At 74.8% G+C, this 19,805-nt stretch carries 20 protein-coding genes and 2 riboswitches; of the genes, 10 read left to right on the top strand and 10 right to left on the bottom strand.

Annotated features, from left to right (window positions below; translation table 11 throughout):
• The first annotated feature begins 119 nt into the window (after positions 1–119).
• Together Q1K26_RS21085 and Q1K26_RS21080 are read left to right on the top strand one after the other, a co-directional pair.
• On the top strand, positions 120–905 hold the full coding sequence (locus tag Q1K26_RS21085) for an enoyl-CoA hydratase-related protein (protein ID WP_300015698.1): 786 nt from the start codon (positions 120–122) through the stop codon (positions 903–905).
• 73 nt (positions 906–978) lie between these two features.
• The gene (locus tag Q1K26_RS21080) at positions 979–1,458 is read left to right on the top strand and encodes an ATP-binding protein (RefSeq protein ID WP_300015695.1); all 480 of its coding nucleotides are present in this window, start codon (positions 979–981) and stop codon (positions 1,456–1,458) included.
• A 39-nt stretch (positions 1,459–1,497) separates the two neighbouring features.
• On the opposite strand, the gene Q1K26_RS21075 is transcribed toward Q1K26_RS21080, so the two are convergent.
• The 5 genes from Q1K26_RS21075 to Q1K26_RS21055 all read right to left on the bottom strand — a co-directional run bounded on the left by Q1K26_RS21075 (position 1,498) and on the right by Q1K26_RS21055 (position 6,774).
• Positions 1,498–2,343 carry a BTAD domain-containing putative transcriptional regulator gene (locus tag Q1K26_RS21075; protein ID WP_300015692.1) on the bottom strand — a complete coding sequence of 282 codons (846 nt, stop codon included), beginning with the start codon at positions 2,341–2,343 and terminating at the stop codon, positions 1,498–1,500.
• 216 nt (positions 2,344–2,559) lie between these two features.
• Complete coding sequence (locus Q1K26_RS21070) at positions 2,560–3,573, bottom strand: ATP-binding protein (protein WP_300015689.1); 1,014 nt, start codon at positions 3,571–3,573, stop codon at positions 2,560–2,562.
• Positions 3,570–4,478: an MEDS domain-containing protein gene (locus Q1K26_RS21065; RefSeq protein WP_300015686.1), complete on the bottom strand. Its 909-nt coding sequence runs from the start codon at positions 4,476–4,478 to the stop codon at positions 3,570–3,572. The genes Q1K26_RS21070 and Q1K26_RS21065 overlap by 4 nt, the downstream gene beginning before the upstream one ends.
• A 212-nt stretch (positions 4,479–4,690) precedes the next feature.
• A complete protein-coding gene (locus Q1K26_RS21060; RefSeq protein WP_300015683.1) occupies positions 4,691–6,235 on the bottom strand; it encodes an acetolactate synthase large subunit in 1,545 nt (514 codons plus the stop codon).
• 17 nt (positions 6,236–6,252) lie between these two features.
• Positions 6,253–6,774 (bottom strand): OsmC family protein, encoded by a 522-nt coding sequence (locus Q1K26_RS21055; RefSeq protein ID WP_300015680.1) that lies wholly within the window; start codon positions 6,772–6,774, stop codon positions 6,253–6,255.
• 56 nt (positions 6,775–6,830) lie between these two features.
• On the opposite strand from Q1K26_RS21055, the gene Q1K26_RS21050 reads away from it, so the two are divergent.
• The 5 genes from Q1K26_RS21050 to Q1K26_RS21030 all read left to right on the top strand — a co-directional run bounded on the left by Q1K26_RS21050 (position 6,831) and on the right by Q1K26_RS21030 (position 9,732).
• Positions 6,831–7,433 (top strand): CDP-alcohol phosphatidyltransferase family protein, encoded by a 603-nt coding sequence (locus Q1K26_RS21050; protein WP_300015677.1) that lies wholly within the window; start codon positions 6,831–6,833, stop codon positions 7,431–7,433.
• Positions 7,423–7,800 carry a glycine cleavage system protein GcvH gene (gene gcvH / locus Q1K26_RS21045; RefSeq protein ID WP_300015674.1) on the top strand — a complete coding sequence of 126 codons (378 nt, stop codon included), beginning with the start codon at positions 7,423–7,425 and terminating at the stop codon, positions 7,798–7,800. Before Q1K26_RS21050 ends, gcvH begins: the two co-directional genes overlap by 11 nt.
• Positions 7,801–7,916: 116 nt before the next feature.
• Entirely contained in the window at positions 7,917–8,366 is a 450-nt protein-coding gene (garA, locus tag Q1K26_RS21040; protein ID WP_300015671.1) for a glycogen accumulation regulator GarA, read from the top strand.
• Positions 8,367–8,523: 157 nt separating this feature from the next.
• Positions 8,524–8,997, top strand: a complete 474-nt coding sequence (locus Q1K26_RS21035; protein WP_300015668.1) for a bifunctional nuclease family protein — start codon at positions 8,524–8,526, stop codon at positions 8,995–8,997.
• A gap of 210 nt (positions 8,998–9,207) precedes the next feature.
• Positions 9,208–9,732: a MerR family transcriptional regulator gene (locus tag Q1K26_RS21030; protein WP_300015731.1), complete on the top strand. Its 525-nt coding sequence runs from the start codon at positions 9,208–9,210 to the stop codon at positions 9,730–9,732.
• 28 nt (positions 9,733–9,760) lie between these two features.
• On the opposite strand, the gene Q1K26_RS21025 is transcribed toward Q1K26_RS21030, so the two are convergent.
• On the bottom strand, positions 9,761–10,051 hold the full coding sequence (locus Q1K26_RS21025) for a YiaA/YiaB family inner membrane protein (protein WP_300015665.1): 291 nt from the start codon (positions 10,049–10,051) through the stop codon (positions 9,761–9,763).
• Between the two features lie 291 nt (positions 10,052–10,342).
• Positions 10,343–10,440, top strand: a riboswitch (glycine riboswitch).
• Positions 10,441–10,540, top strand: a riboswitch (glycine riboswitch).
• Between the two features lie 50 nt (positions 10,541–10,590).
• Between Q1K26_RS21025 and gcvP the strand changes: the two genes are divergently transcribed.
• Complete coding sequence (gcvP, locus tag Q1K26_RS21020) at positions 10,591–13,443, top strand: aminomethyl-transferring glycine dehydrogenase (RefSeq protein WP_300015662.1); 2,853 nt, start codon at positions 10,591–10,593, stop codon at positions 13,441–13,443.
• Positions 13,444–13,640: 197 nt separating this feature from the next.
• On the opposite strand, the gene Q1K26_RS21015 is transcribed toward gcvP, so the two are convergent.
• The 3 genes from Q1K26_RS21015 to Q1K26_RS21005 all read right to left on the bottom strand — a co-directional run bounded on the left by Q1K26_RS21015 (position 13,641) and on the right by Q1K26_RS21005 (position 17,355).
• Positions 13,641–14,495, bottom strand: coding sequence for a 3-methyladenine DNA glycosylase (locus Q1K26_RS21015; RefSeq protein WP_300015728.1), 855 nt, complete (start codon positions 14,493–14,495; stop codon positions 13,641–13,643).
• Positions 14,496–14,990: 495 nt separating this feature from the next.
• A complete protein-coding gene (locus tag Q1K26_RS21010; protein ID WP_300015659.1) occupies positions 14,991–16,052 on the bottom strand; it encodes a hemolysin family protein in 1,062 nt (353 codons plus the stop codon).
• Positions 16,045–17,355, bottom strand: a complete 1,311-nt coding sequence (locus tag Q1K26_RS21005; RefSeq protein WP_300015656.1) for a hemolysin family protein — start codon at positions 17,353–17,355, stop codon at positions 16,045–16,047. The genes Q1K26_RS21010 and Q1K26_RS21005 overlap by 8 nt, the downstream gene beginning before the upstream one ends.
• A 173-nt stretch (positions 17,356–17,528) precedes the next feature.
• Here Q1K26_RS21005 and coaA point away from each other — a divergent pair, with 173 nt between their 5' ends.
• Entirely contained in the window at positions 17,529–18,485 is a 957-nt protein-coding gene (gene coaA, locus Q1K26_RS21000; protein WP_300015653.1) for a type I pantothenate kinase, read from the top strand.
• Positions 18,486–18,503: 18 nt separating this feature from the next.
• Entirely contained in the window at positions 18,504–18,962 is a 459-nt protein-coding gene (locus Q1K26_RS20995) for a MarR family transcriptional regulator (RefSeq protein ID WP_300015650.1), read from the top strand.
• Positions 18,963–18,977: 15 nt separating this feature from the next.
• Here the strand turns inward: Q1K26_RS20995 and Q1K26_RS20990 are convergent, their stop codons facing one another.
• Entirely contained in the window at positions 18,978–19,775 is a 798-nt protein-coding gene (locus Q1K26_RS20990) for a DUF427 domain-containing protein (RefSeq protein WP_300015647.1), read from the bottom strand.
• Positions 19,776–19,805: the final 30 nt, after the last annotated feature.

The raw sequence follows: 19,805 nt of genomic DNA, 5'->3' as shown, positions 1-19,805 counted from the left end.
AGTCCTCACGGGACGACACCGTTGTGGGCGTCAGGCCTCCACGGCCGTCCCTCCGGGACGCGGTCTCACGTCAGTCCTCGCAGGACAAGCGAAGGAAGCGTTCCCGAAGGGGGCCTGTCATGGAAGGTAGGCCCATCAGCGATGCGGTGGACCGCGACGGGCGGGTCCTGCGCTGCCGGGTGGCGCGCGGCCGGCACGGCACCCTCGACGGCGACGCCCTGCCGGAGGTGCAGGCCACGCTCGGAGGGCTCGACCCGGCCGAGATCGGCGCGGTGCTGCTGACCTCGGACGGGGAGAGCTTCTGCACCGGTGGCGACGTCCGCGCGTTCGAGGGCGCGGCCGACCGCGGCACCTACGTGCGGTCGTTGGCCGAGGCCTTCCACGGCTTCCTCACCGCGATCGTCGACTGCCCGGTGCCGGTGGTCGCCGGGGTGCGGGGCTGGGCGGCGGGCGCGGGCATGAGCATCGTGTGCGCCACCGACCTCGCCGTCGGCGGGCGCTCCACCCGGCTGCGCCCCGCCTACCCGGGCATCGGGTTCTCCCCGGACGGGGGCATGAGCTGGACGCTGCCGCGGATCGTCGGCGCCGGGCGGGCCCGGCAGATCCTGCTCACCGACCGGGTCCTGGACGCGGCCCAGGCCCACGGGTTGGGCATCCTCACCGACGTCGTCGACGACGGTGAGGTGCTCGCCGAGGCCGAGCACGTCGCGCACCGGTTGGCCCAGGGGCCGACCGTGGCGCTGGGCCGGATCAAGCGGCTGCTCGCGTCGTCGCCGGACGCCTCGCTCGCCGAGCAGCTCGCCGCGGAGGCGGACGCGATCTCCGCGAGCGCCGCCGGTCCGGAGGCGGCCGAGGGGTTGGCGGCGTTCGTGGAGAAGCGGCCGCCCGCCTTCCACCGGAGATAGGCCGGGGATAGGCCGGAGGTTGCGGGTGCTACCCGGCGGCAGGTGCGCCGGCCGGCTCGTGACCCGGTGGCCGGTGACCACCCCACCCGTCCGTTTGGGGGGTTTCGCCGCGCTCGCGGCCGGGCACCCGCAGGTCGTGACGGAGAGCAAGGGCGGCTCGCGCCCGCTGCGGCTGTGCCATCCGGCGGAGCCGGGGGAGCTGCGTGCCATCCGCCATCGGGTCGACTGGTGGGCACGCGACGCGGGCCTGCCCGACGGGATGGTGATCGACCTGCAGCTCGCGCTCGGGGAGGCCGTGGCCAACGGTGTCGAGCACGCCTACCGCACGGACCCGGACACGGGCCAGGTCGGCGTCGACCTCGAGCTGGGGGCGGGCCCGGAGCCCGCGGTCAGCGTGCGCGTCACCGACCACGGCACCTGGCACTCCATGCCCGACGATCCCGGCAACCGCGGCCGTGGCCTGCTCATGATCGAGCGCCTCGCCCGGCGCGTGCGCGTGATCGGCACCCCCCGGGGCACGGAGGTGTTGTTCGAGATCCCGTTCTCCGCCTGATGCGCCCGGCGATGCCGGGGGATCAGGCGGGCCCGGGGCTCAGCGTGCGGAGCCCGGGAGCGAACCGCCCGCCACGAGCCGCCGACCGGTGCCCGAGGCACGGACCGACCGCAGGCCCGGCAGCTGGACCGCGGAGCGCGGCATCACGCTGCGGGCGCGCATCACCGGCCAGGCCGGGGTGGGCAACAGCAGCCCATCGAGCGAGAACGCGGGCGCCGCACCGACACTGGAGCGCAGCAGCTCCTGGTACTCGTCGTACTCGGCCACCGCTCCGGCGATGTCGCCCTGGGCGAGCAGCGCCTCGATGAGGACGCGCCGGGCACTGTCGCGGCTCGGTGCGGACCGGACGGCGCTGCGCGCGAGCGCGACGGCCTCGTCGATCCGGACGGCGGCCGTGAGGCGCACGCTGCGCTCCTCGATGGCGTGCAGCCGCAGCTGCCGGAAGCGCTCGCGCTCGACCACGATCCATGCGGCGGTCCAGCCGGGCAGGATGTCGGCGGCGAGCAGGGACAGGTCCGGTCGGGCGTCGGCCGCCACGTCCGGCAGGGTCCGGACGAGCTGCATCGCCGCGGTGAGGTCGACCTCGACGTCGGCGCCCAGCGCCAGCGCGCCGCGGTCGTCGGTGACCAGCAGACCCGGTACCGCCACGGCGAGCACCGCGTCGTCGAGCAGGCGCATCGCCGCACCGACCGCCATGCCGGGCCACAGGTCCGCGGCCAGCGCACCGCGCCGCTGCGGGCGCGGGTGCACCGCGAGGTAGGCGACCAGGCGACGGGCGTCGACGCCCAGCGGGATCGTGGCGCCGTGTGCGGTGAGGGTGAAGGAGCCGAGAACGGTGACCCGGTGGGGGCCGTCCTGGGTGGTCCGGGCCGGCGCGGCCGGCATGGAGCGAGATCGTCGCTGATCCTCAGGCATGACTGTCCCGGTCTGTGGTGGTGCCGATGAGTACGTGCAGGTCGAGTACGTGCGGATGCGCCGCAGCCCCGCAGCGCCGATTCCCCGAAGCAGTGTTCTCCGAAGTCATCGGCTTGCCAAGGGCTGCTTCGTCACAGTTACGGGCGCTGACACGGCCGTACGGGTGACGACTGTGGCGAGGATAACTCATGGGGCGGCCCGCACGCGGACGTGGGTGCCCTCGGCGTCGGCCCAGACGTGCAGCAGGTCACAGATCTGGCGGGCGATCCAGAGTCCGCGCCCGCGCGGGTCCGACGGGTGCGGGGCGTGCAGACCGGGCAACGGGTCGCGCAGCGTGCCCCCGTCGTGGACCTCGCAGGTCAGTCCGGCGGGGGTGGCCCACACGTGCAGCTCGGCGGGCCGGGGCGCGGAGCCGGTCCGGGGAACCGCGACGTCCTCGACCGCGCCCGGATCGCCGGTGCCGTGCTCGACGGCGTTGGTGGCGATCTCGTTGACGGCCAGGACGACGTCCTCGGTGCGGTCCTCGGTGAACCCGGCGGCGCCCGCCAGCGCCCGGACGGCGCGCCGCACGTCCTGCAGCTGCCAGGAGTGGAACGGCAGCCGCAGGTCCGGGGCGCCGAGGAGGGCGGGCGACGCCGCGGGATGCCCGGCCAGCACCGCACGGGGTGGCCGGTGCTCGGGGTTGTGCAGCAACCGGCCGTCGACGAGCAGCTGGGGATGGTTGCCCCGGGCCCCGTCGAGCACCGCCTGGTGCAGCGGCATCTCCGGGAAGAAGCACGTGAGGTGCACCGGGAGCTCGGCCAGCGTGACGTTGACCGCGGCGTCGAGCTCGGTCCAGAAGCCGCCGTCCGGTCCGTCGAGGTCGGGCAGGTGCTCGGCGAGCACGGTGACCGGGCCGGTCGCGGTGAGGGTGCGCAGCTCGCGTGCACGCCGCAGCGCGACCGTCTGGCCCGAACCGCCGTCGATCTCGGCGGGCGGGGCGAGGTCGACCAGGTCGCCGTCCACGGCGTGGCGCAGGGCGTCCGCGGTGTCCGGGGCGAGGGCGAGGGCCACCCGGTCGCCGCGGTCGAGCGCGCCGCGGGCGAGGGGCACCAGCTGGCCGAGCAGGTGGGTGGGCGATGCGTGGAACCCCGCCGCGTGCTGGAACGGTGCGGGCCCCTCGGGGGGCCGGGGCCCCGCCCGGAGCGCGCCGACCTTCACGAGGCCACCTGGTCGGTCGGGTCGGCGACCGGGACGTCGTCGGTGCGCGCCTCGACCCGCAGCTGCTCGGCGAACGGCGCGCCGCAGCGGTCCAGCAGGCGCAGCACCCCGGGACGGACGCCGGTGAGGACGAGGGTGTGGGTGCTGGGGAACTCCTGCCCGGCGTGCACCAGGTTCACCGCGCCCGCGACGTCGAGGAAACGCAGCGACGACAGGTCGAGGGTGATCTCCGGCGCCGACGACGGCGAGCGCAGCGCCCGGTCGAGGGCCGACTCCAGGAAGCGCTTGATCTGGGGCCGGTTGCTGTGGTCGGCCTCGCCCGCGACGCGCGCCGTGTACGGATCCCCGCTGGTGATCCGCAGCAGGCTGTCGTCGTAGACCGCCGTGGCGGTGATCTCGTGGAGGTGCAGCGCGCGCAGGCTCGCGATCGCGTCCTCGGGGAAGCGGACCCGGTCGTAGAGGCACAGCACGCGGGCGGGGCGGTCGCCGAGCATGCCGTCGATGCCGGCCTCGTAGGTGAGCATGTTGTCCAGCCCGCCCCGGTCGAGCGCCGATACGGCCTGGCCGGTGAGCCGGACCGCGGGGAAGCCGTTGCCGAGCGCCTCGTCGATCATCGCGTCGGCGGTGGCGAGCACGCCCGCGGCGGGGCCCCGCAGCAGTGTCCGGGTGGCGTCGGTCGGCATGATGGCGAGCTGGCCGCGCTGCAGGGGGGCCCGGACGTCGACCCGGTCGTCGGCCAGCCGCCGCAGCACCGGGTCGAGCGTGCCGTCCTCGAGGTAGACGACGTGCTCGCCCGCCGCCAGCCCGTCGGCGAGGAACCGGGCGGTGATCTCCCACAGGTGCTCGTCGCTGACCGGCACGGCGCAGGCGTGGGAGAACGGCATCGCGTCCTCGACCAGCGTCATGGGGGCACCCCGGATCCGGCGTCGTGACGTGGGAACCCACAGTCACGTCCAGGACACCCTACGTCCGAGCGGGGGGTCGCCCCCCGGGGTGGACCGCTCACCGAGCGGTGAAGGGGCCCTGGTCGGCGACGAGCGGACCGCCCGCAACCGCACGGTGACCCGGCTCACCGTCCGAGCAGGTCCGTCCGGCCGGGACCCGGCGGGTTCCCCGGTCAGGCGACCGCGGGGAGCATCGCCTCGACCAGGTGCGGGCCCGGCTCCGCGTCGGCCCGGCGCAGCGCGGCGGCGAGCTCCTCGGCGGTGCGGACGCGGACCGCGGGCACGCCCATGCCGCGGGCGAGCGCGGTGAAGTCGAGCTCCGGCCGGCCCAGGTCGAACAGGCCGGCCGAGGCGGTCCCCCCCGCGCCGCCGCGCGCTCCCACCGCGGCCAGCTCCATGCGCAGGATCGCGTAGGCGCTGTTGTGGTAGATCACGGTGGTCACGTCCAACCCCTCGCGCGCGTGCGTCCACAGCGCGGAGATCGTGTACATGGCGCTGCCGTCGGCCTGCAAGCACCAGACCGGGCGGTCGGGGCACGCCACGGCGGCACCGGTGGCCGCGGGCAGGCCGTAGCCGATCGCGCCGCCGGTCAGCGTCAGCCAGTCGTGGCGGGGTGCGCCCGCGGTGGCGTCGGGCAGGCCCAGGCCGGAGGTGATCGCCTCGTCGACGACGATCGCGCCCTCGGGCAGCAGCGCCCCGACCACGGCGGCGGCCGTGGCCACGGTCAGCTCGCCGGTGGGCAGGTCCGGGCGGCGCTGCGCCGCCACGCCGGCGGACGTGCCGGGGGCGAGCAGGTCGGCCAGCTCGGCGAGGGCCCGGGCGGGCGGCCCGCCGACCGGATGTACGGCGCAGCCGTCGGGCACGAGGTCGCCGTCGCGGCCCGGATAGCCGAAGAAGGTGACGGGGGAGCGGGTGCCGACCAGCACCAGGTGCCGCGCCCCGCCGAGCTGGTGGCGCGCGGCGTCGCCCAGGTAGGCCAGCCGGGCGACGGGTGCGACGCCCGCCCCGCGCTCGAGCCGCGTGGGGAAGGTCTCCGCGAGCAGCCGGGCACCGGTCGCGGCGGCGACGCGGTTCGCCGCGGCGAGCCCGTCCGCGCGCGTGGCGTCGCCCCCGATCAGCAGCACGGCCGGCTCGCCGCCGCGCAGGGCCCGGGCCGCCGCGGTGAGGGCGTCCGGGTCGACGCGGTCGGGCGCCGGGGCCGCCACGGGCGCCGCGGCCCGCCCGCCCGCACCCCAGCTGACGTCGGCGGGCAGCACGAGCGTGGCCACCTGCCCGCGCCGTGCCGCAGCCACCGCGTCGGCGGCGTCGGCCCCGACCGCGGCCGGGGAGGCGCTGTGTCGGACCCAGCCCGACACCGAGCCCGCCACCGCCGCGATGTCGGACTGCAGGGGGGCGTCGAGCGGGGCGTGGTCGGTGGCGTGGTCGCCGACCACGCAGACGAGCGGGGTGCCGGCGCGGCGGGCGTTGTGCAGGTTCGCCAGCCCGTTGCCCAGGCCCGGGCCCAGGTGCAGCAGCGTGGCCGCGGGCCGGCCCGCCATCCGGGCGTAGCCGTCGGCCGCCCCGGTGGCGACGCCCTCGAACAGCGTCAGCACCGGCCGCATCCGGGGCTCGCCGTCCAGCGCGGCGACGAAATGCATCTCCGAGGTGCCGGGGTTGGCGAAGCAGACCTCGACACCGCTGTCCACCAGCGTGCGCAGCAGCGAGTCGGCGCCGTTCATCCCCGCGTCGCGCGCGCTCAGGACGCGGCCGTGGCGCCGGTGCGGACCTGCACGGACGTGCTGGGCGAGGACACCAGGGTCTGCAGCACCACGCAGTAGCGCTCGGTGAGCTTGGTGAGCGTGGCGACCTGCTCGGCGTCAGCGGCGGTGTCGAGGTCGAAGGTCAACCGGATGTCGCGGAAGCCGACCGGTGCCTCCCTGTCGACCCCGAGCGTGCCCCGGAAGTCGAGGTCGCCCTCGGCCCGCACGGTGCCGGTGACCTCCAGGCCGAGTGCCGTGGCCACCGCCCGCAGGGTCACGCCCGCGCAGGCGACCAGCGCTTCGAGCAGCATGTCGCCCGAGCACAGCTGGGTGCCGTCGCCTCCGGTCGCCGGGTGCAGGCCGGCCTCGGCCAGCGCGGTGGCGGTCCGCACCCGGCAGGCGATGCCGGAGCCGTCGAGCTCGCCGTCGGCGGTCAGCGTGATCAGCGCGGCGCCGGGATCGTCCTTGTAGCGGGCCTTGAGCGGGGCCTGAATCTCCTTGAGCGCTGAGGTGTCCATGCACCACATCGTGCACAACGGATCCGTCCGCCGCACCTCCCGGATAGGCTGCGGCGGTGTCCGCGCAGGCCCGGGATCGCGTTCTCACCGTCCCCAACGCGCTGAGCCTGCTGCGCCTGGCGGGGGTGCCGCTGTTCCTGTGGCTGCTGCTCGGCCCGCAGGCCGACGGCTGGGCGGTGGTGGTGCTCGCGGTCGGCGGGTTCACCGACTGGCTCGACGGGAAGCTGGCCCGGCTGCTCGACCAGCACTCGCGCCTCGGCGCGCTGCTGGACCCGGCCGTCGACCGCCTCTACATCCTGGCCGCGCTCGTCGCGCTGGGGATCCGGGAGGTCGTGCCCTGGTGGGCGGTGGCCGCGCTGGTCGCGCGCGACGTCGTGCTCGCGGTGTGCGTGCTGGTGCTGCGCAGGCGCGGCTACGGCCCGTTCGTGGTCACCTACCTGGGCAAGGCGGCCACGTTCCTGCTGCTCTACGCGTTCCCCCTGCTGCTGCTCGGGCAGGGCACCGGGGCCCTCGCCGCGGTCGCACTGCCCTTCGGCCTGGCGTTCGCGGTGTGGGGCACCGTGCTCTACGTGTACTCCGGGCTGCTCTACCTCGCCCAGTTCGGCCTGGCCCTGCGGTCGGTGCCGCACGTCGCAGTAGGCTCCCGGCGTGATTCCTGACGATCTTCGCTACACCGACGCGCACGAGTGGGTCCGCGACCTGGGCGACGGCGTCGTCCGCATCGGCATCACCGACCACGCCCAGAACCAGCTCGGGGACGTGGTCTACGTGGCGCTGCCCGCCGTCGGCGACGCCGTCGCCGCCGGGGGCGCCGTCGGCGAGGTCGAGTCGACCAAGTCCGTCTCGGAGATCTTCTCCCCGCTCGCGGGTGAGGTCGTGGCGGTCAACGAGGCGCTCGCCGACCGTCCCGAGCTGGTCAACTCCGGTCCCTACGAGGCCGGGTGGATGATCGAGGTGCGGCTCTCGGGCGGCGATGTCACCGACCTTCTCGACGCCGCGGCCTACGCCGAACTCACCGGTAGCTGAGCGGGGGGCTCCGCCCCGTGCCGGACCGGCCCGGCCCTGTAGGTTCTCGCAGAACGCACGCCGGCCGAGGCGCACGCACGCGGCCGGGACCACACACCGCAGGAGGAGACCCCGAGGTGACCACGAACGACGGGCCCGGCGTACCGCCCGAGCGCGCACCGGAGACCACGTCGGTCTTCCGCGCCGACTTCCTGGCCGACGCCGAGCCTCCGGCCCAGGACCAGCCGATCTCCGGGGTCGACGCGCTGCCGCCGGGAGCCGCGCTCCTGGTGGTCAAGCGGGGCCCCAACGCCGGGTCCCGGTTCCTGCTGGACCGGGTCTCCACCAGCGCGGGCCGCCACCCCGACAGCGACATCTTCCTCGACGACGTCACGGTCTCGCGCCGACACGCCGAGTTCCGCCGGGACGCGGGCGAGTTCGTCGTCGTCGACGTCGGCAGCCTGAACGGCACCTACGTCAACCGCGAGCCGGTGGACACCGCGGTGCTCGCCGACGGTGACGAGGTGCAGATCGGGAAGTTCCGGCTGGTGTTCCTCACCGGACCCCGCGAGCCGGGCGACCGCTAGCGTCGTCGACGACACGCTCCGATGTCGCCCCGACGCCCGTCCGGAGTCGGGCGCGGGCGGTACGGTCCGTGTAGCGTTCGTGGGGTCGGACACGGGGCCCGTCGGTCACAGCACCGGGGGCCCGGCACCGGAGTAGTACCCAGGAGGAGGAGAGCGCATGAGCGAGATGCGCGTCGTGGGCGTACGGGTCGAACTGCCCGCGAACCAGCCGATCCTCCTGTTGCGGGAGACCGCGGGAGATCGCTACCTGCCGATCTGGATCGGCTCGGTCGAGGCGACGGCCATCGCGCTGGAACAACAGGGCGTCAAGCCCGCCCGGCCGCTCACCCACGACCTCCTCAAGGAGGTGATCTCCTCGCTCGGGCGCCGGCTCGAGCAGGTCCGGATCACCGACCTGCAGGAGGGCACCTTCTACGCCGAACTCATCTTCGACGGCGGCATCACGGTGTCCGCGCGGCCGAGCGACTCGGTGGCGCTGGCGCTGCGGATCGGGGTGCCGATCCACGCCGAGGAGAGCGTGCTCGCCGAGGCGGGCCTGATCATCCCGGACGAGCAGGAGGACGAGGTCGAGAAGTTCCGCGAGTTCCTCGACTCCATCTCGCCCGAGGACTTCCGCGGCGCCCAGCCCTGATCCGCCCGGTCCTGATCCGGTCGGCGCCGGGCCCGTTCGCGAGCGGCGCGCCCGGAGTCGGGTGACCGCCACCGGCGCGTCGCGTTGACCCGCAGCGCCGGTCCGCTTACCGTCTGCTTCTCGGGTCAGCCTGGCCCCGGCGGAGGGAGTTCGGTGGACGACAACCCGCCGTCGGGTACGCCCGAGCAGGGTGAGCTCTTCCCCGACCCGCTGCTCGGCGCCGGTCTGGACGGCATGCCCGACCAGCTCGTCGGTTTCCGCGGGCCGACCGCGTGCCAGGTCGTCGGCATCACCTACCGGCAGCTGGACTACTGGGCGCGCACCGGGCTGGTCATGCCCTCGATCCGCGGCGCCGCCGGTTCGGGCTCGCAGCGGCTGTACTCCTTCAAGGACGTGCTGGTCCTCAAGGTCGTCAAGCGGTTGCTCGACGCCGGGGTGTCGCTGCAGAACATCCGCGTCGCCGTCGAGCACCTGCGGCGCCGCGGCATCCGCGACCTCGCCGGTATCACGCTGTTCTCCGACGGCACCACCGTCTACGAGTGCTCCTCGGCCGAGGAGGTCGTCGACCTGCTGCGCGGCGGCCAGGGCGTGTTCGGCATCGCCGTCTCCGGCGCCATGCGCGAGATCAGCGGCTCGATCAAGGACTTCCCGGTCGAGCGCGCCGACGGCGGCACGATCGACGAGGCACCCGAGGACGAGCTGTCCCGCCGCCGCGCCCGCCGCGCCATCTCCTGACCCGACCCGAGCCGGGTGTCGCCCGGGGTCAGCGGATCGCGTAGGGGTCGTGCTCGGCGAGCAGCTTGTCGACCCGGGCCTGGTCGACGCGGGTGACGACCGTGGTGATCTCCTGGCGGTCGCGGATCGTCTTGGCCAGCGTGAAGGCCGAGGTCGTGACGTAGAGGACGCCCAGGGCCAGGAAGGCCCGGACCCAGGGGTCGGCGGGCAGGTAGATCACGGCGACGGTGACGGCGCACAGGGCGACCGCGAAGGACAGGATCGCCTGGACGTGGAACGCGGCGGTGGTGGGCGAGGCGGGCGGCGGGTTCGTGGTCATGCCGCGAAGTCTGGCGGCGGCGCGCGTGGCGGCGCGTCCGTGCAAGTACGGGCGCGCGGTCACGGATCCGACTCGCCCGGGTCCTTGCGTGTCCACGGGCGCGGTCTGCGCACGGAACCGCGTCCCGCGCGCCGCCGACGGCGCGCGAGGCGCAGCTCGGCGCGCGAGGCGCAATTCGGCGCGCGAGGCGCGGCTCGGCGCGCGAGGCGCGGCTCGGTGCGCGAGAAGCCGGCCGGATGCGCGGCGGCTCCGGTGCGGGGCCGTGGATGCGGGTAGGCTGTGGCCGCGGTCGACGGCCGCGCGGAAGAGACCCGGTCGATCTCAGGCCGGGCGCCGAAGGAGCAACTCCTCCCCGGAACCTCTCAGGCAGCACGGACCGCGCGGGCAGACGCCTCTGGAGAGTGACGGGTCACCGTCCGCCGACGGGGAAAGCCCAGCACGTGGGGTGAATCTCTCAGGCGCCCGATCTCGGGCAGCGACAGAGGGGGAGGGCATCGCGGTACCGCCCTGCCCGTTCGCGCCGTCCGGAGGTCGCCCACGTGAGCACCGATCGTCCCACTCTCGCCGAGCTGGAGCGGGGCGTCCCGTTCGCCGACCGCCATGTCGGCCCCCGTCCGGGCGAACTGGACACCATGCTCGCCGCCGTCGGGGTCTCCTCGCTCGACGAGCTGGCCGCCCGCGCCGTGCCCGACGCCATCCGGGACACCGCCCCGGTGCCGTCCACGCTGCCCCCCGCGGCGACGGAGTCCGAGGTGCTGGCCGAGCTGCGCGCGCTCGCCGCGCGCAACACCGTCACCGTGCCGATGATCGGGCTGGGCTACTCCGGCACGGTCACGCCGCCGGTGATCCGCCGCAACGTGCTGGAGAACCCGGCCTGGTACACCGCGTACACGCCCTACCAGCCCGAGATCAGCCAGGGCCGGCTGGAGGCGCTGCTGACGTTCCAGACCGCGGTCGCCGACCTGACCGGGCTCCCGGTCGCCGGTGCGTCGCTGCTCGACGAGGCCACCGCCGCGGCCGAGGCGATGACGCTGCTGCGCCGGGCCGGGAAGGCCCGCAGCGCCCGGTTCGTCGTCGACGCCGACACGTTGCCGCAGACGCTCGACGTGCTGCGGACGCGCGCGGAGCCGCTGGGTATCGAGCTCGTGGTCACCGACCTCGCCGACGGCCTCCCCGAGGGCGAGTTCTTCGGGGTGCTGCTGTCCTGCCCGGGCGCCTCGGGGCGGGTGCGCGACCCGTCCGAGCTGATCGGGGACGCCCACGAGCGCGGTGCGCTGGTGGCCGTGGCCACCGACCTGCTCGCCCTGACCCTGCTCACGCCGCCCGGCGAGCTGGGGGCCGACGCCGTGGTGGGCACCACGCAGCGATTCGGCGTGCCGATGGCCTACGGCGGGCCGCACGCGGGATTCCTGTCCGTCGGCCAGCAGCTCGCGCGTCAGCTCCCGGGCCGGCTGGTCGGCATGTCCGTCGACGCGGACGGCCGCCCGGCCCTGCGCCTGGCGCTGCAGACCCGTGAGCAGCACATCCGCCGCGAGAAGGCCACGTCCAACATCTGCACGGCGCAGGTGCTGCTCGCCGTGGTCGCCGCCTGCTACGCGGTGTACCACGGGCCGGACGGGCTGCGCCGCATCGCGCAGCGCACCCACCGGATGGCCGCGGTGCTGGCGGCCGGGCTGCGGGCCGGGGGGGTGGAGGTCGTGCACGACGCGTTCTTCGACACCGTCACCGCCCGCGCGGACGCCGATGCCGTGCTCGACGCCGCCCACGATTCCGGGATCGCGCTGCGCCGGGTGGACGAGGGCACGGTCGCCGTGGCCTGCTCCGAGCTCACCACGCGCGCGCACCTGGAGGCGGTGTGGGCGGCGTTCGGCGTCAGCGGGTCCGTCGACGACCTGGACGCCGCGACCGCGGACGCCCTGCCCGCGGACCTGGGGCGGACCGGCGAGTACCTGACGCACCCGGTGTTCCACGACCACCGCAGCGAGACCTCGCTGATGCGCTGGCTGCGCCGCCTCGCCGACGCCGACCTCGCGCTGGACCGCACGATGATCCCGCTGGGCTCGTGCACGATGAAGCTCAACGCGGCCGCGGAGATGGAACCGATCACCTGGCCCGGGTTCGCCGACCTGCACCCCTTCGCCCCGGCCGCCGACGCCGAGGGCACCCTCGAACTGATCACCGACCTGGAGCGCTGGCTCGCCGAGCTCACCGGCTACGCCGCGGTGTCGCTGCAGCCCAACGCGGGCAGCCAGGGGGAGTTCGCGGGCCTGCTCGCGATCGCGGCCTACCACCGCTCCCGCGGCGACTCCCACCGCGACGTCTGCCTGATCCCGGCGTCCGCGCACGGCACCAACGCGGCCTCGGCCGTGATGGCGGGGATGCGGGTGGTCGTGGTGGCCACCGCACCCACCGGCGACGTCGACCTCGACGACCTGCGCGCCAAGATCGAGGCGCACCGGGACACCCTGGCCGCGCTGATGATCACCTACCCGTCCACGCACGGGGTGTACGAGGCGACCGTGCGCGAGGTCTGTGACGCCGTGCACGACGCGGGTGGGCAGGTGTACGTCGACGGGGCGAACCTGAACGCGCTGGTCGGGGTCGCGCGGCCGGGGGCCTTCGGCGGCGATGTCAGCCACCTGAACCTGCACAAGACGTTCTGCATCCCGCACGGCGGCGGCGGGCCCGGTGTCGGACCGGTGGCGGTGGCGGCGCACCTGGCGCCGTTCCTGCCCGGCCGGGGAGTGGTCGGCCCGGTGTCGGCCGCCCCGCACGGCAGCCCGGGTGTGCTGCCGATCTCGTGGGCGTACGTGCGACTGATGGGTCTCGACGGGCTCCGCCGGGCCACCCTCACCGCCGTCGCGGCCGCGAACTACGTGGCCGCCCGCCTGGGCGAGCACTACCCGGTGCTCTACGCGGGCACCGACGGGCAGGTGGCCCACGAGTGCATCCTCGACCTGCGCCGGATCACCAAGGACACCGGCGTCACCGTGGACGACGTGGCCAAGCGGCTCGCCGACTACGGCCTGCACGCGCCGACCATGTCGTTCCCGGTGGCCGGCACGCTGATGGTGGAGCCCACCGAGAGCGAGGACCTCGCCGAGATCGACCGGTTCGTCGAGGCCATGATCGGTATCCGGCGCGAGATCGACCGGGTGGCGGCGGGGGAGTGGCCCGCCGACGACAACCCGCTGCGCGGTGCCCCGCACACCGCGGCGTGCATCGCCGACAAGTGGGACCGTCCGTACCCGCGCGAGCTGGCGGCGTATCCGACGGGCGCGGTTCCCGGGGTGCACGACCGCAAGGTCTGGCCGCCGGTGCGGCGCATCGACGGCGCGCACGGCGACCGCAACCTGGTGTGCTCCTGCCCTCCGGTGGAGGCCTACTCCTGATCGTGGGGCCCGTACTGGGTGGGTGAAGCCCCCTCAACTTCACCCACCCGGTCATCTGAGCGGGTGGAGCGGGCGCTGATACGTCCGGTTCCAGCGCCTCGGCCCTTCTTAGGTCAATGAATCCTTGACGCTGCGAATCGTCATTCGATCACTGACAACGAGCAACAGCCTTGACCACCGGGCGGCGGCCCGGACGATCAGGAGAGGAGGGTGTCGCAGAGGGCGAGCAGGCGACGCCGCAGCGGGGCGGCGCGCTCGGCGAACGCCGACTGGGCGCGGGCGTACTCGGCCCGGCCCGCGGGTGTCTCGATCGGCACGGGGGAGTGGCCGAGGTCGGCCAGGTCGTACGGGCTGGCCCGCATGTCGAGCTCGCGCACCTCGACCGCCAGGGCGAAGCAGTCGCCCAGCAGCTCCGACGGGGTGGCCGGGGCCAGCTTGTAGGCCCACTTGTAGAGGTCCATGGTGGCGTGCAGGCAGCCCGGCTGCTCGTGGGCGACCTGCTCCTCCCGCGTGGGCACGAGGGCGTTGCGGGGGCGGGCCGCGGCGGTGAAGAACCGGTAGGCGTCATGGTGGGTGCAGTGCACCGGCAACGACTCGACGACCGCGTCGGTGCCGGCCGCGCCCAGCCGCAGCGGCAGCGCGCCGTGTCGTGGCGTGTCCGTGCGATACACCATCGCCCACTCGTGCAACCCGAAGCAGCCCAGCCGGGGCGGGCGCGCCGCGGTGGCGGCCAAGAGGGCCCGGACGAACCCGGCCGTACCGGCCAGCCGTCCGGGGAGGGCCGACGGTTCGAGCCGGACCGCGTCGCCGTCCCGGACATAGCCGGGGCGGCCCAGGTAGTCCTCGGCGCCCCGCAGCGCGACGCCCGGCCCGGGGTGCCACTGCTCGAGACCGGCGGGTCTCAGCGAGTAGTAGGTGAACAGGAAGTCCAGGACGGGGTGCGGCTCGCGGCGCCTGCGCCGCTCGCGGTGCGGCCCGGTCCAGCGCTCGACCCGGGCGCGGTGCGCGGCGGCCCGAGCCCGCCACTGCGACTCGTCGAGCACCACCTGCACCACGGCGGCAACGGTACCGGCCCGGCCGCCCCGCGACCGTGGCGTCCGACGGCCGCCGGCCGCACCGGCGGGCCCTGGGATCGTGCCCGCCGCGTCGCACACGTACCCCGTGACGCCGGGCGCCGCACCGGTCCGGACGGCACGGGACGGTGCCGCCGACGAACCGCCGCCGCTGGCCCCCGAGCGCAAGATCGGCATCTCGGAACCCGCAGCGCGGCGGGACACGCCCGCGGCTTCCGCGTCGTCGATCATGAGGTGGGCGGACCGCGAAGATCGACGTCTCGGAACCGGCAGGCGTGCCCCGCACCGCCGGGCGTTCCGAACGCACGATCACCGGCAGCCCCGTCGGGGGAGGCACCGGCCGCGGAAGGGCCCGCGGGCAGCGCGGGCTGCCCGGGCCGGCGGCCGGGCACGCCCTCACGGCCCCGACCGGGATCCCGCACCGCACCGGCCGGGTGGACGCGGCAGCCCGCTGACCGCGCGGACCCGACAGGGCTACGTGGGCCGCAACTGGTCGCCGGGGGCGTGGGTGGCGTCGCGGACCACCCCGACGTAGCGCTCGACGAGGTCCTCCATCGTGACCGTGCCGACGGTGGCGCCGTCCCGGCCGACCACCCGGCCCAGGTGCGAGCGTTGCCGGCGCAGCACGGCGAGCGCCTCGTCCAGGCGCGCGGTGATCGGTACCTCCGGCAGCGCGCGGACCCGGCCCGGCGGCACCGCGGCCTGCTCGTCGTCGGCGAGGTCGAGGATGTCCTTGACGTGCAGGTACCCGGTGAGGCGGCCGTCCGCGGAACGCAGCGGGAACCGGGAGTAGCCGGTGTCGGCCACCGCGCGGGCGACGTCGCCGACGACCGGGTGCGGCGGCAGCGTCACCAGGGCGGCCACGGAGATCAGCACGTCGGCGACGGTGGCCTGGGCCGAGCGCAGCGTGCGGGTGAGCCGGCTGGTCTCGTCGTCGTCGAGGAAGCCCTCGGCGCGCGACTCGGTGATCAGGTCGGCCAGCTCGCCGGAGGTGAACGCCGCCTCCAGCTCGTCGCGCGGCTCGACCCCGAAGAGCCGGAGCACGCCGTTGGCCAGGAAGTTGAAGAAGCCGATCAGCGGCGCGGCGGCCCGGGTGAACACCAGGAACGGCGGGACCAGCCACAGCGCCGCGCGTTCCGGACCGGCGATCGCGATGTTCTTGGGCACCATCTCGCCGAGCACCATGTGCGCGACGACCACGATCGCGAGCGACGCCGCGAACGCCAGGGGGTGCAGCAGCGCCTCCGGCATCCCGACCCACTCCAGCGGCTTCTCGATCAGGTGCGCGACCGCGGGCTCCCCGAGGCGGCCCAGCAGCAGCGAGCAGATCGTGATGCCGAGCTGGGACGCCGCAAGCATCCGGGACAGGTCGGCGTGGGCCCGCAGCACGATGGCCGCCGCACCGTGGCCCGAGCCCGCCATCGACTCCAGCCGGTCGCGGCGGGCCGAGACCAGCGCGAACTCGGCACCCACGAAGAACGCGTTGCCGGCCAGCAGGGCGATCGCGGCGAGCAGGGCGATCAGGTCGCTACCCACGATCGACCACCTCCGGGTGCAGGCGCAGCTCGGCCACGCGGTTGCGGTCGCGGCGGGTCACCGTGAGGCGGCGGCCGTCGACGACCAGCTCGTCGCCGACGTCGGGCAGCCGGCCCAGCCGCGCCAGCACCAGCCCGGCGAGCGTCTCGTAGGGGCCGTCGGGCATCGTGAAGCCGGTCGCGTCGGCCAGCTCGTCGGCGCGCAGCAACCCGGACACGAGCCAGCCGCTGTCGCCGAGCAGGCGCACCTGGGCCTGCTCGGCGCCGTCGTGCTCGTCGTGGACGTCCCCGACGATCTCCTCGATCAGGTCCTCCAGCGTGACGATTCCGGCGGTCCCGCCGTACTCGTCGACCACCACCGCCATCTGCAGCCCCGACGCCCGCAGCCGCGTGAGCAGCGCGTCGCCGTCCAGGGACGCCGGCACCGTCGGCACGGGTCGCACGAGCTCGCGCAGCGCGACGCCGCGATCACGCACCCCGAAGGCCTGCTTGACGTGCACCACCCCGAGCACGGTGTCGGGGTCGCGGTCGTCGACGGGGAACCGCGAGAATCCGGTGCGGCGGGCGAGCGCGACCAGGTCGTCGAGGGTCTCGGTGGCCGCGAGCGACACGACGCGCACCCGCGGCGTCATCAGGTCCTCCGCGACGCGGTCGGTGAAGCGCAGCGAGCGGTCCAGCAGGGCCGCCGTGCCGGCGTCGAGGGTCCCGCTCACGGCGCTGGAGCGGACCAGGGAGCTCAGCTCCCGCGGGGACCGGGCGGAGCGCAGCTCCTCGGCGGGCTCCACGCCCAGCCGGCGCACCACCGAGTTGGCCGCGGAGTTGAGCCCGCCGATCAGCCGGCGGAACGCGTGCGCGAACGCGCTCTGCAGGGGCACCACGGCGCGGGCGGTGCGCAGCGGGTCGGCGATGGCGAGGTTCTTGGGCACCAGCTCGCCGAACACCATCGACAGCGTGGTGACGGCCAGCAGCGACAGCACCGTGGCCGCGGTGGCCGCCGGGCCCTCGGGAAGACCCGCGGCGTCGAGCGCGGGCCGGAACAGCGAGGCGATGGCAGGCTCGGCGATGTAGCCGGTGACCAGGGTCGTCACCGTGATGCCCAGCTGGCTGCCCGAGAGCTGGAACGACAGGCCGCGGTGGGCGCGCTGCACGGTGCGCGACCGCCGGTCCCCGACCTCGGCGACGTTGGCGTCCACCTGGCTGCGCTCCAGCGCGGTCAGCGCGAACTCCGACGCCACGGACACGAACGTGCCCATCGTGAGCGCGGCCACACCGACCAGACCCAGGACGGACAGCAGGACCGTCATGCGCACACCGCTGTCGTGCGGAACGTGCGGCGACCCGCGTGGGCGTGACGTGCGGTGGGCACGGCTGCTCCTCGTTCTCGGAGGCGCCAGTGTAGGCACCGCGGGTGGCCGGCGGTGAGTGGCGCGTCACCCCCGGCTGCCCTCGGCCGCCGTGCGATCTAGGTTGACCGTTCATGAACGGCAGCCGCCTGGCCCGCGACGCGTCCTCGCCGTTCGTCGACTTCGACCGGCCGTCCTGGGCGAGGCTGGGAACCTCGACGCCCCTGCCGCTCACGGCCGAGGAGCTCGACCAGGTGCGCAGCCTCGGCGACGAGGTCGATCTCGACGAGGTCCGCGAGGTCTACCTGCCGCTGTCGCGGCTGCTGACGCTGCACGTGCAGGAGGGCGGGCGCCTCTACCGCGCGTACCGCACGTTCCTGGGCGCCCAGAACGCCCGCACCCCGTTCGTCATCGGGGTCGCCGGGTCGGTGTCGGTGGGCAAGTCCACCACCGCACGGCTGCTGCGCCTGCTGCTGGCCCGCTGGCCGCAGCATCCCCGCGTGGAGCTGGTGACGACCGACGGCTTCCTGCACCCCAACGCCGAGCTCGCCCGCCGCGACCTGATGGCGCGCAAGGGCTTCCCGGAGAGCTACGACCGGCGCGCGCTGCTGCGGTTCGTCACCGAGGTCAAGGCCGGCCGCGCCGAGGTGACCGCGCCGCTGTACTCGCACCTCGTCTACGACATCGTCCCGGACGGGCGGCTCACGGTGCACCGGCCCGACATCCTCCTGCTGGAGGGCCTCAACGTGCTCCAGCCCGCGTCCAGCCTGCCGGGGCGGGCGGCGCTGGCCGTCAGCGACTTCATCGACTTCTCGGTCTACGTCGACGCCGCCACCGACGACATCCGGCGTTGGTACGTCGAGCGGTTCCTGCGGCTGCGCGAGACCGCGTTCCGCAACCCGGACTCCTACTTCCGCCGCTACGCCCAGCTCGACGAGGCCGAGGCGGTGGCCCGCGCCCTGAGCATCTGGGCGGAGATCAACGGGCCCAACCTGGAACGCAACATCCTGCCCACCCGCGGCCGGGCCAGCCTGGTGCTGCGCAAGGGACCCGACCACAGCGTGACCGGGGTGCGGCTGCGCAAGGTCTGACCTGGCACGATGCGCGCCATGCACGACGCGCCCCCGGTCCATGACGAGCAGCCCGACGGCCTCACCGAGCTGGCCGCCCACCTGAGGCTCGCGGTCGGGCGGCTGCACCGGCGGATCCGCATCGACGGCCGCGAGTCGATCCCGCCGCTGCAGCTCTCGGCGCTGGTCACGGTGGAGCAGCACGGGCCGCTGCGGCTCTCCGAGCTGGCGCGGCGCGAGGCCGTCACGGCACCGACGATGAGCCGCGTGCTCTCCGCGCTCGACGAGCAGGGCCTGGTGCGGCGCGCCCCGGACCCGCAGGACGCGCGCGGGGTGCTGGTGTCGCTGTCGGAGCCGGGCGCCGCCGCGCTGGCTGAGGTGCGCACGCACCGCACCGCGCTCGTCGCCCGCCGCCTCGCCCGCCTCGACGACGCCCAGCGCGCCGCGCTGGCCGCCGCGATGCCGGCACTGGAGGCCCTGCTGGTGGACGACGACTGAGCAGATCCCGCCCGGTCAGACCTCCGTGCCGTCCACCACGGTGCGCAGGTCGTCGTGCAGGAAGCTGACCCGCCCGGCGATCCGGCTGGACTCGGGCAGCGGGTCGGGGTAGCTCCAGCCCGCGTCGGTGATCGCCGACCCGTCGGGCAGCCGCACCGTCCAGTAGCTGGACCGCCCCTTGTACGGGCAGCGCATGCTCGTGTCGCTGGGCTCGAGCCCCACCATCACGTCCTCGGGCGCGAGGTACCAGCGTGTCGGCAGGCCGGTCTCGTCCAGGCGCAGGGGCGCGTGCGACTCGGCCACCAGCACGTCGCCGGCGAGCACCTGCACGTGCCGGCTGGTCGGCCGGACGTCGACGCGCGTGTAGGGATCGGTGAGGTGGGCGTACACCTGCTCGTCCTCGTCGAACCAGGCGTCGGCGGCCTCCCAGTACAGCGCCGCGTAGCCGGCCAGCCACGCGGCGGTGCGCACGGGCTCCGGGTAGGCCCACAGCGCGTTCTCCACGACCCGGTCCCCGACCCGCAGCGACCGGTAGGCGGCGTCGCCCTTGAACGGGCAGTGCGTCGTGTGGTCGGTGGCGACGAACGCGGTGGCGTCGAGATCGGCCTCCGGCACGTACAGTTGGGGCAGCAACGCCGTCTCGTGGACAAGGACGCCGCGGGTGGAGTCCAGCACCGTGCGACCGGCGAACTCGGCGCGTACGCGGCGCGGGAACGGGTGCATGAGCAGTTTGTGCGCCGGGCCGTCGATCGCGTAGTTGACGCTCTGCGGCGGGTGCGGGGACAGCGGTCCGTCGGTGCGAGTGAGGCCCATGTCGGGGACAACGCGCTGTGACGGCGCGAA

Origin of the sequence: Pseudonocardia sp., from assembly GCF_029263155.1 — a bacterium.
Classification (GTDB): domain Bacteria; phylum Actinomycetota; class Actinomycetes; order Mycobacteriales; family Pseudonocardiaceae; genus Pseudonocardia.
This window is presented reverse-complemented; position numbering and strand designations above follow the sequence as displayed.